Genomic DNA, 13,356 nt, shown 5'->3' on the forward strand with positions numbered 1-13,356 from the left:
CGCGCTCCCGGATCCGACTTCGGAAAACCCGGTGCGTGCGGCGTGCCGCGCTCAGTACACTCGCCACGAACTCGCGCACCGCACAATCACCTTGGCGGCGCGCTCCGTGACCAGTGAGGGGAGACCGGCCGTGCGCTACCGCACCGCTGTTGTCGTCCCCCCGGCACGGTACGAGGTGATCCTGGTGTCTCCCGGCGCCCGGCGCCGGCTGCGCGGCCGGTACCGGATCTCCGCGACGAACATCTGATCCAGCGACAGGCTCGGTGACCCGAGCCGGCTGATCCCCCGTCAATTCCGCTGCTGGGCAACCTCGTTGGGCCTCGCCCACGAGAGTCGCCACACCGCGTCGGGGTACGTCGTCCGGCAATCGCGTCGCTCTCTTCCGTGGATCACCCCGAAAGGCCATGGGCCGTGCGTACCGACCTGCACCGTCAAACGACCGACCGACTCACCGCTGTCCGGAACCTGGGCATCCTCGCCCACGTCGACGCCGGCAAGACCACCGTCACCGAGCGGATCCTCTATCTCACCGGCACCATCCACAAGCGCGGCGAGGTCCACGACGGCACGACCGTAACGGACTTCGACCCGCAGGAGCGCGACCGCGGGATCACCATCTTCGCCGCGGCCGTGAGCTGCGACTGGGACGGTCACCGGATCAACCTCATCGACACGCCCGGCCACGTCGACTTCGCCGACGAGGTGGAGCGCTCGCTGCGCGTGCTCGACGGCGCCGTCGCGGTGTTCGACGCGGTCGCGGGGGTCGAGCCGCAGAGTGAGTCGGTGTGGCGCCAGGCGGACCGGCACGGGGTGCCCCGGATCGCGTTCGTCAACAAACTGGACCGCGCGGGCGCCGATCTCGACGCGGCCGTCGAGTCGATCCGCCGGCGGCTCCATCCGGCGCCGCTGGTGGTGCAGTTGCCGATCGGTACGGAGGACGGGTTCACCGGTGTCGTGGATCTGCTGCGGATGCGCGCTCTCGTCTGGGCGGGCGGCGACACGGATTCGTACGAGGAGGGCCCGGTCCCGGACTCCCTCGTCGAGGAGGCGCTTCGCCGTCGCCGGGTCCTTGAGGAGGCCGTCGCGGAGCTGCATCCGCTCGCGCTGGAGGAGTTCTGCGCCGAATCGACGCTCTCCGCACGGACGTTGGCCGCCTCGCTGCGTGACCTGACCCGTACGGGCGAGGGTGTCGTGGTGCTGTGCGGATCGGCGTACCGCAACCGGGGGATCGAGCCGCTGCTGGAGGCCGTGGTCGCCTATCTGCCGTCGCCGCTGGACGTACCGGCGGTGCGCGGCACGGCGTTCGGCGCCGACGACGGCGCGGAGCTGGAGCGGGCCGCCGACCCGGCGGGGCCGTTCGCGGCGCTGGTGTTCAAGGTCAGCTCGACCTCCACGGGCCGTCTGACGTATCTGCGGGTGTATTCGGGAACGGTCGGCAAGGGAGAGGCGGTGCTGGACGTGGTCAGGAGGCGTACGGAGCGGATCAGCCGGATCCTGCGGGTCCAGGCCGACCGGCACGCCGAAGTGGACCGGGCCGTCGCCGGTGACATCGTCGCGGTGGTCGGGGTGAAGGCCGCCCGCGCGGGTGCCACCCTGTGCGTACCGTCGGCTCCGCTGGTCCTCGAACCGCCGGCCGTCGCCGAGCCGGTGGTCTCCGTGGCGGTCGAGGCACGCAGACGGACCGACATCGAGCGGCTGGTGACGGCGTTGGCGCGGCTGGTGGAGGAGGATCCCTCGCTGGCGGTGCGGACGGATGCCGAGACCGGTCAGACGGTGCTGTCGGGGATGGGCGAGCTGCATCTGGAGGTCGCGGTGGAGAAGATCCGCCGCGCCCACGGGCTGGACGTCGGTGTCGGCCGGCCGCAGGTGGCCTATCGGGAGACGGTCGGGCGCGGCGTGTCGGGGCTGGTGTACCGGCATGTCAAGCAGGACGGCGGGGCCGGGCAGTTCGCTCATGTCGTTCTCGACACCGAGCCGTTGGACGCCACGGCGCCGGACGGCGACGGCGGCTTCGAGTTCCGGTCGGCCGTGGTCGGCGGCCGGGTGCCGCAGGAGTACGTCCGGGCGGTCGAGGCCGGCTGCCGGGACGCGCTCGCCGAGGGTCCGCTCGGCGGTCACCCGGTGACCGGGGTGCGGGTCACCCTGACCGACGGGGCGACGCATCCGAAGGACTCGTCGGAGATGGCGTTCCGTACGGCCGGACGGCTCGCGCTCCGCGAGGCGCTGCGGGCGGGCACGATGGTGCTGCTGGAACCGGTGGTCGAGGTCACCGTGACCGTTCCCGACGACGCGGTCGGCGGGGTGCTCGGTGATCTGGCGGCCCGGCGCGGCCGGGTCTCGGGGTCGACGGCACGTGCCGGTACGGCCGTGGTCACGGCCACGGTGCCGCTGGCGGAGCTGTTCGGCTACGCGACGCGGTTGCGCAGCCGTACGCAGGGCCGGGGCACGTTCACGGCCCGGCCCACCGGCTACGCCCCGGCGCCGGCCGCTCCGTCCGCGCCCTCCGGCGGCTGACAGCGCGGTGGCCCCGCCCGTTCTCGGGTGGGGCCACCGTCGCGGTGTGCCCTGTGGGGCCGCCCGGTCAGCGCACGGGCGCCCCCGGCCCGAGCGGTATCCCCATCGCCCACCAGGCCAGGAACAGCAGCGTCCAGGCCACGGTCATCGCGACGGCGAGCGGCAGCGTGTACGAGGCGAGCGTGCCGATGCCCGCGCTCTTGCGGTACCGCTGGAGGAAGCCGAGCGCCATCACGAAGTAGGGGCTCATCGGCGTGATGGCCGTCGAGCCGGAGTCCGCTATCCGGAACAGCGCCTGCGTGGTCTCCGCCGGCACACTCACCAGCATCAGCATCGGGACGAGCACCGGCGCCGCCAGTGCCCACATCGCCGAGCCGCTGGTCACCATCACGTTCACCAGCGTCAGCAGCAGCAGGATCAGCAGGAAGACGACGACGATCGGCAGCCCGCTGGACTGAAGTGCCTCGGCGGCCTTCACCGCGAGTACGTCACCTATGTGGGTCCAGTCGAAGTACGCCAGGAACTGGGCGATCGCGAAGAACAGCACCAGCACGGGCGCCATCTGCTTGATGCCCTCGGCCATCAGTTTCGGGACGTCGGAGGCCTTCTTGATCGAGCCGGAGCGCATCCCGTAGACGATGCCCACCAGTCCGAAGAGGAACGCGACGACGGCCGCGATGCCGTCCAGGAACGGGGACTCGACGATGCTGCCGCCCTCGCCGCGCAGCGGCGACGAGACCGGCAGGAGCGCCGCCGTCAGGACCACCAGGGCCGCCAGCAGCGTGCCGACCGAGCGGCGCAGCGCGGAGCGTTCCCGGTCGCTGAGGGTGAGCTGGCCCAGGTCGTCCAGGTCGGCGTCGGGATCGGCGTCGAGGTCGGGCCGCTTGCTGAGCACGTACTTGGTCACCAGCGTGATCACGATGGCGAGCAGCAGCGAGGAGGCGATGTTGAAGAACCAGTTGCTCAGCGGGGACACGTACGCGTCGTCCCCGCCGACGATCTGGGCCGCCGCGGTGGTGATGCCGGCGAAGATGGCGTCGTTGGGGGTGGGCAGCGGACTGGCGTCGTACCCGGAGGCGATGGCGGTGTACGCGACGACGATGCCGAGGATCGGTGACTTGCCCACCGCGCGGAAGGCGAGACCGCCGAGCGGTACGAGGATGATGTAGGCGGCGGCGGAGGCGACGTGCGCGACGGTGCCCGCGAAGGCCACGGCGAACACGACCCACGACGCGGGGACGCGCGAGACGCCGACTCGCATCAGCGCGGCGAGGAATCCGCTGCGCTCGGCGACGGCGACACCCATGATGACGACGACGATGGTCGCCATCGGCGGGAACGTGGCGAAGTTCTCGATCATCGTCGAGACCGCCATGGCGAGTCCGTCGCCGCTGAGCAGGTTCTGTACGACGACGGTCTTGTCGTCGGCCGGTGAGACGACCGAGACGTCCGTCGCCGCGAGTACGGCGCTGATGACGGCGAGGATCCCGGAGAGGATCCAGAACAGCCAGAAGGGGTGCGGCAGGGCGTTGCCGGCGCGTTCGATGACGCCCATGGCGCGGATGATCAGCGGCAGCCGGGGCTCGCCCGGGTTCTCACCCGGTGAGTCCGGGGCGCCGGAGGTGCCCGGTGGTGCGGGGGTCGAGGTACTCATGTGCGGCTCTCCTTACTCGCTTCCCGCGTCAGCGGACTGTTCTCGGTGTCCGGTACTGGCGCAGGAACTGCCACATCACCTCGTGCGCCTCGATGGTCTCGGTGACGTATCCGCCACCGCTGTAGCTGTCGGCTCCGGGCCAGGTGTGACCGCCGTCGGTGATGGCGACATGGTGCACCTCGGCACCGTGGTCACAGCCGGTCCGTCGCGTGATCGTGATGTCGGGCTCGATCGTGCGGGTGTGCGGACGGGCGCGGCAGTCGTTGCGCTCGGCCCAGCCGGCGGTCCAGTCGGGGATCGCGGGCAGTCCGCGCTCGGGGTCGCCCTCGTAGGGGATGGTCACGTCGCCCGTGCCGTGGAAGTCGATGACGGGTACGGGGCGCGAGGGGCGGCAGTTCTCGCCGGTTTCGGGGTAGAAGGCGCCGGCCACGGGGGCGATGGCGGCGATCCGGTCGGCCATCCGGCAGGCGAGCAGGCCGGTGAAGCCCGCGCCGTTGGACTTGCCGGTGGCGTAGACGCGCCGCTTGTCGACGCAGAGGGTGCGGTTCAGTTCGTCGATCAGGTCGCCGGTGAAGGCGACGTCGTCCACTCCGGCCGCCGCGTACGGCGCGCCCTGCCAGGCCTGCCGGTCGCCGTCGCCGGTCCCGATGACACCGTTGGGGTACGCGACGATCGCGGGCAGGTTGGAGAGTCCCGAGAACTCCTCCGTGCCGACCCCGGTGTTGCCCCGGCCGTGGAAGGCGAGGACGACGGGCCAGTCGTGGCGCGGGGTGTAGTCGGCGGGCAGATGGAGTTGGTACGTACGGGAGAGCCCGCCGCTCGTGAGGGTGCGCAGTTCGCTGCTGCCGGGCTGCTGCGGTGCGGGCTGCCGGCAGCCGGTGGCGGGCGCGCCGGCCGGCGTCGGGACGGCGGCGGTCGCCGTGACCGGGGCCAGTGCCGAGCCGACGAGCGCGAGTCCGGCCGCGGCCACGGTGGTGCGCAGCAGGGCGCGGGCACGGCCGGGGGTGCGGCGTCGGCCGCCGGACGGGGACTGCTTCATTGCAGGCTCCTTCTGCCGTACGGCACAGGGGCGCGTACGGCTGGGATGTTGAGGGGGACGAGGGTGCGGAAAGGGCGCCGGGAAGCCCGGAGGCCGGGAAATGGGCGTGCGGAACCAGGCGCGGGGTGCGGGTACTGGTGAGCGGCGTGCGCGCCGCGTACACGGGCGCACGGGGGAAGTGGTGGGGCGGGAGGGATCCTCGCGGGATCCCGTTACGCGTCCAGCCACTCCTTGACGAAGGCCACGATGCGGGACACGGCCGTGTCCACGATCGCCTGCCCCGCCGTGGCGGTGGCGCGGCGGGGGTCGCCGAGCACACCGTTGGCGCTGAGCCGGTCGTAGCCCACCGTGAGCGCGGGGTGGCCGCGCCGGGAGAGCCGGGAGAGCGGATCGAGATCGGCGGTGGCCGTCGATCCGGGGGTGAGACGGTCGGTGTGCACGAGATGGGGCGCGAGGTGCAGCATCTGCGCCGTCTCGGCCTCACCGCTGTGTCCGTGCACCTCGCTGACGCGCATGTCCGCGACGGCGTCGGGGGCCAGGGCGGTGAGGGGCGTCCAGGCGAACTGGACGTCCGGCCGGGTGACGAGCAGGTCCTGCGCGACGGTGCCGAGGGTGGCGTTGTTGCCGCCGTGGCCGGTCACGACGAGGATCTTCCGCCAGCCGTGCCGGTGCAGGCTGTCGACGTACTCGCGTACGACGGCGGCGAACGTCGTGGTGGAGAGCGTCACCGTGCCGGCGAATGCCAGGTGGTGCGGGGACACACCGACCGGCAGGGCCGGACCGATCACCGCGCGTCCGCCGAGTTCGGCGGCGACCAGGTCCACCACCGATTCCGCGCGGACGGTGTCGGTGGCCATGGGCATCCCCGGGCCGTGCTGCTCGAACGCGCCGGCCGGCAGGATCACCACCGGGCTCGACGTCACGGCGTCGGCGGCCTCGACGGTCGTCATCTCCGCGAGCCGCAGCGGACGTCGGGTCGGTGAGAGTTCGGCGGAGGTCACCGCTGTCCTCCTTCCGGAAGGGTGGCGTCGAGGGGGGTGTCCGGTTGGCCGCCCGGGGGATCGGCCGGGGATTCGGCGGGGAAGTCCGCCGTGAGGACCGCTTCGCGGATCGCCACCAGGTGCGTACGGGTCAGCCGCTCGGCCGCCACGGCGTCCCCGTCCCGTACCGCGTCGAGGATCTCCAGGTGCTCGGCGTGGTCGCGCGCCCGGTCGTTGTAGCGGTGCCGGATCTCCACCTGGTCCCTGGCGCGGACCTGGAGCAGGGCCTCGACGGCCTCGCGGAGCAGGGTGTTGCCGCTCGCCGCCGCCAGCGCCACATGGAAGTGCACCGACTGTCGCAGGGACTCCTCCGGCGGGTGCAGCGCGTTGGAGGCCGCGGACTCCAACTCCCGTACGGCTTCGGGCATCCGCACGTTCGCCGCGGCGGCGGCCACGGCGGGCTCCAGCACCAGCCGGGCCTCGACCAGTTCCAGCACCGAGGCGCGGGTGCTGCGCGGCAGATGCGGGTTGGCCATCAGCCGGCGCCCGATGCCCGGACCCACGTAGGTGCCGGATCCGTGCCGGAACTCCACCACGCCGGTCGCCTCCAGCCTGCGCAGCGCCTCGCGCACCGTGGGTGTGGTGACGCCGAAGCGGCGGGCGAGGTCGCGGGAGGACGCGAGGGCGTCTCCGCGACCGAGGCGTTCCGAACGGATGATCTCGACGATGTTGTCCGCCAGACGCTCGGACAACGACAACTCACTGCGACTCATGAAGTGAATAGATCACTTGATCTCTCACGGTGTCAATGGTTGTGACGGCGACTTCTGGCCGCCGCGATCAATATCGGCCGGTGACCGCGGCGGCACCCTTCCTCCCGAACTCCTTGGCGGACATATGGGGCGTATTCTGAAAATCTGCCGAAAGGATCGAGATGATGGCCGACGAGTCACGAGGCGACGACGTGTACCAGCCCGAGAACTCCGACGTGGACAACGGCCCCTCCGACGATCTCGATCTGGAGAACGTGATAGGCGAGCGCGGGCTGGACGACATGATGACGGAGGGGTACTCCCCGCCCGAGCGTCCTCTCGGCGTCAACAAGTACGGCGTCACCGGCGAGGAGCAGCGCGAGGGCGAGACCTTGGAGCAGCGTCTCGCCCAGGAGGCTCCCGAGGTGCGCCCGGAGGCGGGCGACGGCGTCGGTGACGTGCCCGGGGGCGAGGGCGAGCCGGTGGACACGGAGACGGGTGACGCGCGGGCGGGACGGCTGGAGGCGGTCGACGACATCGCGCCCCGCAGGCACTCGGACGTGGGCGCGCGTGACGTCGGGATCGACGGCGGGGCCGCGTCGGCCGAGGAGGCCGCCATGCACATCGCCGAGGACGAGGAGATGGACGGCTAGGGGGAGTCTTGTCCGAAGTTGCGTACGAGGGACCACGCGCCCGGTGAGATCCGAGAGGGAGGCCGTCGTGCGAGGGGATGACCGACTGGCGCGGTATCACGGGAAACGCCGGTTCGACGCCACCGACGAGCCGCGCGGCGACAGCGCGGGCCGGGCCGCCGAGCTGTCCTTCGTCGTCCAGATCCATGACGCGCGCCGGTTGCACTTCGACTTCCGGCTGGAGGTGGACGGCGTGCTCAAGTCCTGGGCCGTACCGAAGGGCCCGTCCACCGACCCCGGCGACAAGCGACTGGCGGTACCCACCGAGGACCACCCGCTGGAGTACCGGGAGTACGAGGGTGTCATCGCCTCCGGTCAGTACGGGGCGGGCCCGGTCATCGTCTGGGACCAGGGGACCTATCTGCCGCTCGGGGCCGACGGCCCCGCCGCCTTCGCCGACGCCCTGGACAGGGGCCACGCCTCGTTCCGGCTGATCGGACGGAAGCTGCGCGGCGCCTACGCGCTCACCCGGTTCCGCGGCGGCGCCGACGGATCGGGCGAGGCATGGCTGCTGGTGAAGAAGACCGGCTCCGGCAGCACGCGCGGCCGGCGCGCCACACCCGATCCGCGGCGGGCCCGCTCCGCGCGCACGGGCCGGACACTGAGCCAGGTGAACAGGGGGACGCCGGAGGGGACGATGTTGGATCATGGAGCCAATCGCGTCCATCGATCCGAAGGCAACGACCATGCTTGACGCAGACGACGTCCGTCGTATCGCGCTGTCCCTCCCGCGCACCCTGGAGAAGGAACTCTGGAACATCCCCACCTTCCATGTCGCGGGCCGGATGTTCGTCACGGTCCCCGACGACGGCACGTCGTTCGCCGTCCGCTGCCCCAAGTTGGAGCGTACGGAGCTGATCGCGGCGGAGCCCGACAAGTTCTGGGTCCCGGCGCACGAGGCCAACTCCTCATGGGTGCGGGCCCGGTTGGTCGCGCTGGAGGACGAACAGGAGCTGTATGACATCCTGGTCGACTCCTGGAAGCAGACCGCCCCCACGGATCTCGCGGAGTCCTTCGACAACTGAGCAGGAGCCCCCGATGACTTCGAACGACGCCGTGTCCGCCGCCGACGTGCCCAGGAGCGCCGCGCATCCGGTCGAGGCGAACGGCGTGCGTCTGTGCGTCCAGACCTTCGGCAGCCCCGCCGATCCGACCGTCCTGCTGATCTGCGGCGCGGCGAGTCCGATGGAAGGCTGGGACGAGGAGTTCTGCGCTCGCCTCGCGGCCGGCGGGCGGCAGGTCGTGCGCTACGACCCGCGTGACACCGGTCGGTCCGTCACCTCTCCGGCGGGCGCCCCCGACTACACCTTCAACGATCTGATCGCGGACGCCCTCGGTGTGCTGGACGTACTCGGTGTGGAGCGGGCGCATCTGATGGGCATCTCCATGGGCGGGGCGCTCGCGCAGTGCGTGGCCGTCGCGTACCCGGAACGGGTCGCGACCCTCACTCTTGTCTCCACCAGCCCGGCGGGTCCCACCGAGGCGGAGCTGTCACCCCCGTCCGAGCGCATGCGCGCGTCGTTCGCCGATCCGGCCCCCGAGCCGGACTGGTCTGACCGCGCGGCGGTGATCGAGTATCTGGTGGCGGGCGAGCGGCTGTTCGCGGCTCCCGCGTCGTTCGACGAGGAGGCGGCACGGGAGCTCTCGGGCCGGATCGTCGACCGCAGCACGGACATCGAGGCGGCCTCGAAGAACCACTGGGCGCTCGGGGAGGACGAGAAGCCGGTGACGGTACGGCTGGCGGACGTGGCCGCGCCGACTCTCGTCCTGCACGGCACCGAGGATCCGCTCTTTCCGCTCGACCACGGGCGGGCGCTGGCCGAGGGGATCCCCGACGCCCGTCTGGTCGCCCTGGACGGGGTCGGTCATCAGGCACCGCCGGCCCGGGTGTGGGACACGGTGATCGCCGCCGTCCTGCGCCACACCGACCGGAACTGACCACGCCAGTCCCGGTCCGGTCGCGTACGGCTTCACTCCGGGATGCCGTAGATGTCGAGCCGTGCGTCCACGCGGGCCAGGACAGCGAGCCCGCGGGCGGGGGCAGTTGCGGGTACGGCGGTGAGTTCAGTACGGCAGGGGCTCGTCGGACATGTAGGGCGGCGCGGGCTCGTACTGCATGTACCGGCGCACCGCGCGGGCGTGGTCACGTCCGTGCAGCCGGCCGACCAGCCACAGCGCCATGTCGATCCCGGCGGAGATGCCCTGACTGGTGACCAGGTTCCCGTCCACGACGTAGCGGGCGTCGCGCACGACGGTGACATCACCGCGGATCTGCATCTCGTCCTCGAAGCCGTGATGCGTGGCGACCCGCCGGCCACGCGCCGGACCGGCCTCGTGCAGGAGGAGGGAGCCGGTGCACACGCTGGTGACCCACTCGGTGTCGGCGGCCGTCCGGCCTATCCACTCCAGCAGCGTCTCGTTCTCCACCTCGCGCCGGGTCCCCGCGCCGCCGGGCACGAGCAGCACATCGAGCGGCGGGCAGTCGCCGAGCGTGTGGTCGGGCAGGACCCGCATCCCCTTGCTGCACCGGACCGGGGCGGCGCGCTCGGCCACCAGCACGGCGCTGTCGCCCTCGTCGCGCATCATGGCTGAGGAGGCGAACACCTCCCAGGGGCCGACGAAGTCCAGCTCCTCCGTACCGTCGAAGATCAGCAGTCCGTACGTGGTCATGGGCGCTCCTTGGTCGTCGTATGTGGTCCCTTGGGGCCACTGGTCGTCAGTTGTGGTCTTCGGTGGACCGGAAGCGGTTCCGGTAGTCCGTGGGTGTCACACCGCAGTGGCGGTGGAAGGCGCGCCGCAGCGATTCCGAGCTGCCCAGTCCGCAGCGTCGCGCGATGGCGGTGACCGGCTCGTCGCCGGCGGTCAGAGCCTGCTGGGCGGACTCGATCCGTACGCGTTCCACGTACTCCGCGGGCCCCATCCCCAGCTCCGCGGTGAACCGGCGCTGGAGGTGACGCGGGCTCAGCCCGGCGTGGGCGGCCAGATCCGCCAGGGTGTGCGACGAACCGGGATCGGAGTGGACCGCCATGACGACGGCCCGGATCGGATCGGTGGCGGGCTGCGCGGACCAGAGCGGCACGCTGAACTGCGCCTGGCTGCCGGGTCTGCGCAGGAACAGCACGAGACGCTGGGCGACGGTGTGGGCGACCTCCCGGCCGAGGTCGTCCTCGACCAGCGCGAGGGCCAGATCCATCCCGGCGGTCACTCCGGCGGACGTCCAGACCCGTCCGTCGCGTACGAAGATCGGCCGGGTGTCCACGGTCAGCTCGGGGTGCTCCCGGCGCAGCTGACCGTCGCGGCTCCAGTGGCTCGTGACGCGCCGTCCGTCGAGGAGCCCGGTGGCGGCGAGCAGGAACACGCCGCTGCACACCGAGGTGACGCGGCGGGCCGTGGCCGCCGCCTCGGCGATCCATCCGACGAGGGCGGGGTCCTTCGCGGCGTCGTCGACCCCGTCGCCGCCGGCCACCACCAGGGTGTCGATCCCGGTGGGCGCCAGGTCGGCGATCGAGTGGTCGGCATGGACGCGCAGCCCGCTGTTGGAGCGCACCGGGCCCGCGGCGGCGGACACGATCCGGCAGTCGTAGCCGGGGCGGTCGCGGCCGTGCCGGCCGGCCTGCTGGAACACCTCGAAGGGGCCCGAGAGGTCGAGTGACTGGAACCCCTCGAAGATCACGAAGACAACACGTCGTTGCTGCACGTCATTCAGCCTGCGGCCTGCGCGCTCATGTCGTCAACGACGTACGACCCACACTTCACGCCATGGGCCGGGCGATCTGGTCGGGTGAACCACCGGCCAGGCTGCCGATCAAGATAATTCGATCATGTTTGAGTATCTTTCATGAAAAATCGCCTGAAACTCAGCATGTTCCTGGTCGCGACGAGCGCGGTGGTGGTGGCCGCGGGCCCGCTCCCCCTCACGGCGCCGCCGGCCGCCGCCGAGCCCACCCAGCCCTACCTGGCACCGCTGCACCGCTCCGCGGCCCCCCTGAACAACCGCTACATCGTCTCCATCGACGCCGCGTTCGACGCGAGCAAGCTGCTCAACCGGGCCGGGGTGAAGCCCCTGTTCACCTACAACAGCGTGCTGCGCGGTTTCGCGGCCGAGCTGAGCGCCGTCCAGCTCAAGACGGTCCGGACGACGCCCGGCGTGACCGCCGTCGAGCAGGACTCCGAGATCAAGGCCCTGGAGACCACCGCCTCCGACAGCCGGGTGCCCGCCCCGACCTGGGGCCTGGACCGGATCGACCAGCAGGCGCTGCCGCTGGACGGCCGGTACGACACGAGGAACACCGGCAAGGGTGTCACCGCGTACGTCCTCGACACCGGCATCGACTACGAGCACGAGCAGTTCGAGGGGCGCGCCAAGCCGGGCTACGACGCCATCGGGGACGGCCGGGACGGCAAGGACTGCCAGGGTCACGGCACCCATGTCGCGGGTACGGTCGCCGGCCGTACGTACGGCGTGGCTCCGGAGGCCGGCCTGGTGAGCGTCCGGGTCCTGGACTGCCAGGGCAAGGGCACCTGGTCGGGGATCCTCGCCGGCTTCGACTGGGTCGCCGACAACGCCAAGCAGCCGGCCGTGCTCAACGGCTCCCTCGGCGGCCCGAAGTCCACCGCCGTGAACAGCGCGGCGACCGCGCTGACGCGGCGCGGCGTGCTGCCGATCCTCGCCGCCGGCAACGACGCCGTGGACGCCTGCTCGGTCTCACCCGCCTCGGCGGACGGAGTCGTGACGGTCGGCGCCACCGACAACACCGACAAGCAGAGCGGCTTCTCCAACCACGGGAAGTGCCTGTCGCTGTTCGCGCCCGGCACCGCCGTGGAGTCGGCCAAGCTGGGCGGCGGCACCACCACGCTGAACGGCACGTCGATGGCCTCCCCCCATGTCGCGGGTGTGGCCGCGCTCTACAAGGCGGAGCACCCGGACGCCACCGCGGGTGAGCTGGCCGACTGGCTGGGCGGGGCGGCCACGCGGAACAAGCTGACTGCCGTCAGCGAGGATTCGCCGAACCGGCTCCTGTTCACCGACGGGCTCTGACAGAGGGGCGCCGACGGCCGGGCGACAACCCGTATGGCGCATGAAGAAGCGATTCAGCAGCGTCTGTTCGAGCGATGAACAGAGGTGGCCGGAGAACATCCGCACGGGCCGGGACAGGCTCTCGGCGACCTGTTCCACCCCACACGCACCATAGGAGTGTCCTGTGCGACTTCGTACCACTGTGGCCGCCACCGTCGGCGCCCTCGCCCTCGTCATCACCCTGCCGACCTCGGCCGGCGCGGCCGAGGGTGACTTCACCTACCGGCACAACAACAACCAGGCCGGCATCGCGCAGACGGCGGGCCTGATCGACCCGCAGAGCCGTGAGTGCATCACGCTCCCCGAGGTCGAGGACGCGCGGTCGGCGCCGGCGCACAGCCCCCGCAACAACACGGACGCCACGGCGACCGTCTTCGCGGGTGTCGACTGCGAAGGCCCGCACTTCTCCCTGCGGCCCAACGGGGGCCACGCCTCCGAGCGGCTGAAGGTCCGTTCGGTCGTCTTCAGCTGACCGGCTGACCGGTCGAACCACCGACCGGGGGGGGGGGGGGGGGGGGGGGGGGGCGCGGCCGCCCCCCCCCCCCCCCCCCCCCCGGCTCGGGCACCGGCGCCCCGTAGCGCGAGGCAGGCCCGGTGGGCACAGCTCGGCTCAGCTTCCGAAGTACCCGTCGAAGTTGCGGGAGAACT

At 71.6% G+C, this 13,356-nt stretch carries 13 protein-coding genes; 7 read left to right on the forward strand and 6 right to left on the reverse strand.

Translation table 11 applies throughout. The annotated features are described in order from the left end of the window. The first annotated feature begins 411 nt into the window (after positions 1–411). Positions 412–2,514 carry an elongation factor G gene (gene fusA / locus ACFYNU_RS30245; protein ID WP_356594267.1) on the forward strand — a complete coding sequence of 701 codons (2,103 nt, stop codon included), beginning with the start codon at positions 412–414 and terminating at the stop codon, positions 2,512–2,514. Positions 2,515–2,581: 67 nt separating this feature from the next. Here fusA and ACFYNU_RS30250 read toward each other — a convergent pair whose 3' ends face one another. From ACFYNU_RS30250 to ACFYNU_RS30265, 4 genes are all read right to left on the reverse strand, one after another. Next, positions 2,582–4,168, reverse strand: coding sequence for an AbgT family transporter (locus ACFYNU_RS30250; protein WP_356594265.1), 1,587 nt, complete (start codon positions 4,166–4,168; stop codon positions 2,582–2,584). Positions 4,169–4,196: 28 nt separating this feature from the next. After that, the gene (locus ACFYNU_RS30255) at positions 4,197–5,207 is read right to left on the reverse strand and encodes a ferulic acid esterase (RefSeq protein WP_356594263.1); all 1,011 of its coding nucleotides are present in this window, start codon (positions 5,205–5,207) and stop codon (positions 4,197–4,199) included. 212 nt (positions 5,208–5,419) lie between these two features. Further along, positions 5,420–6,208 (reverse strand): creatininase family protein, encoded by a 789-nt coding sequence (locus tag ACFYNU_RS30260; protein WP_356594261.1) that lies wholly within the window; start codon positions 6,206–6,208, stop codon positions 5,420–5,422. After that, positions 6,205–6,960 (reverse strand): GntR family transcriptional regulator, encoded by a 756-nt coding sequence (locus ACFYNU_RS30265; protein WP_356594259.1) that lies wholly within the window; start codon positions 6,958–6,960, stop codon positions 6,205–6,207. Before ACFYNU_RS30265 ends, ACFYNU_RS30260 begins: the two co-directional genes overlap by 4 nt. A gap of 164 nt (positions 6,961–7,124) precedes the next feature. Between ACFYNU_RS30265 and ACFYNU_RS30270 the strand changes: the two genes are divergently transcribed. The 4 genes from ACFYNU_RS30270 (at position 7,125) to ACFYNU_RS30285 (ending at position 9,569) form a co-directional block, all read left to right on the forward strand. Further along, positions 7,125–7,592: a DUF5709 domain-containing protein gene (locus ACFYNU_RS30270; RefSeq protein WP_356594257.1), complete on the forward strand. Its 468-nt coding sequence runs from the start codon at positions 7,125–7,127 to the stop codon at positions 7,590–7,592. A gap of 67 nt (positions 7,593–7,659) precedes the next feature. Next, positions 7,660–8,325: a DNA polymerase ligase N-terminal domain-containing protein gene (locus ACFYNU_RS30275; RefSeq protein ID WP_356594255.1), complete on the forward strand. Its 666-nt coding sequence runs from the start codon at positions 7,660–7,662 to the stop codon at positions 8,323–8,325. Then, complete coding sequence (locus tag ACFYNU_RS30280; RefSeq protein ID WP_356594253.1) at positions 8,318–8,656, forward strand: MmcQ/YjbR family DNA-binding protein; 339 nt, start codon at positions 8,318–8,320, stop codon at positions 8,654–8,656. The genes ACFYNU_RS30275 and ACFYNU_RS30280 overlap by 8 nt, the downstream gene beginning before the upstream one ends. A 13-nt stretch (positions 8,657–8,669) precedes the next feature. Beyond that, positions 8,670–9,569: an alpha/beta hydrolase gene (locus ACFYNU_RS30285; RefSeq protein WP_356594251.1), complete on the forward strand. Its 900-nt coding sequence runs from the start codon at positions 8,670–8,672 to the stop codon at positions 9,567–9,569. A 126-nt stretch (positions 9,570–9,695) separates the two neighbouring features. On the opposite strand, the gene ACFYNU_RS30290 is transcribed toward ACFYNU_RS30285, so the two are convergent. Both ACFYNU_RS30290 and ACFYNU_RS30295 read right to left on the reverse strand, forming a co-directional pair. After that, the gene (locus ACFYNU_RS30290) at positions 9,696–10,301 is read right to left on the reverse strand and encodes a DJ-1/PfpI family protein (protein ID WP_356594249.1); all 606 of its coding nucleotides are present in this window, start codon (positions 10,299–10,301) and stop codon (positions 9,696–9,698) included. A 46-nt stretch (positions 10,302–10,347) separates the two neighbouring features. Beyond that, positions 10,348–11,328, reverse strand: coding sequence for a GlxA family transcriptional regulator (locus ACFYNU_RS30295; RefSeq protein WP_356594247.1), 981 nt, complete (start codon positions 11,326–11,328; stop codon positions 10,348–10,350). A 141-nt stretch (positions 11,329–11,469) separates the two neighbouring features. Between ACFYNU_RS30295 and ACFYNU_RS30300 the strand changes: the two genes are divergently transcribed. After that, positions 11,470–12,669 carry a S8 family serine peptidase gene (locus ACFYNU_RS30300; RefSeq protein ID WP_356594245.1) on the forward strand — a complete coding sequence of 400 codons (1,200 nt, stop codon included), beginning with the start codon at positions 11,470–11,472 and terminating at the stop codon, positions 12,667–12,669. A 163-nt stretch (positions 12,670–12,832) separates the two neighbouring features. Next, the gene (locus ACFYNU_RS30305) at positions 12,833–13,180 is read left to right on the forward strand and encodes a hypothetical protein (protein WP_356594244.1); all 348 of its coding nucleotides are present in this window, start codon (positions 12,833–12,835) and stop codon (positions 13,178–13,180) included. Positions 13,181–13,356: the final 176 nt, after the last annotated feature.

Source organism: Streptomyces sp. NPDC006643 (assembly GCF_042870175.1).
In the GTDB taxonomy this organism is placed as follows: domain Bacteria; phylum Actinomycetota; class Actinomycetes; order Streptomycetales; family Streptomycetaceae; genus Streptomyces.

Excerpts from the sequence above, each read along its gene's own strand:
- ACFYNU_RS30250 (WP_356594265.1), bottom strand. The coding sequence starts at position 4,168 with ATGAGTACCTCGACCCCCGCACCACCGGGCACCTCCGGCGCCCCGGAC.
- ACFYNU_RS30285 (WP_356594251.1), top strand. The coding sequence starts at position 8,670 with ATGACTTCGAACGACGCCGTGTCCGCCGCCGACGTGCCCAGGAGCGCC.
- ACFYNU_RS30265 (WP_356594259.1), bottom strand. The coding sequence starts at position 6,960 with ATGAGTCGCAGTGAGTTGTCGTTGTCCGAGCGTCTGGCGGACAACATC.
- ACFYNU_RS30290 (WP_356594249.1), bottom strand. The coding sequence starts at position 10,301 with ATGACCACGTACGGACTGCTGATCTTCGACGGTACGGAGGAGCTGGAC.
- ACFYNU_RS30280 (WP_356594253.1), top strand. The coding sequence starts at position 8,318 with ATGCTTGACGCAGACGACGTCCGTCGTATCGCGCTGTCCCTCCCGCGC.
- ACFYNU_RS30300 (WP_356594245.1), top strand. The coding sequence starts at position 11,470 with ATGAAAAATCGCCTGAAACTCAGCATGTTCCTGGTCGCGACGAGCGCG.
- ACFYNU_RS30255 (WP_356594263.1), bottom strand. The coding sequence starts at position 5,207 with ATGAAGCAGTCCCCGTCCGGCGGCCGACGCCGCACCCCCGGCCGTGCC.
- ACFYNU_RS30270 (WP_356594257.1), top strand. The coding sequence starts at position 7,125 with ATGGCCGACGAGTCACGAGGCGACGACGTGTACCAGCCCGAGAACTCC.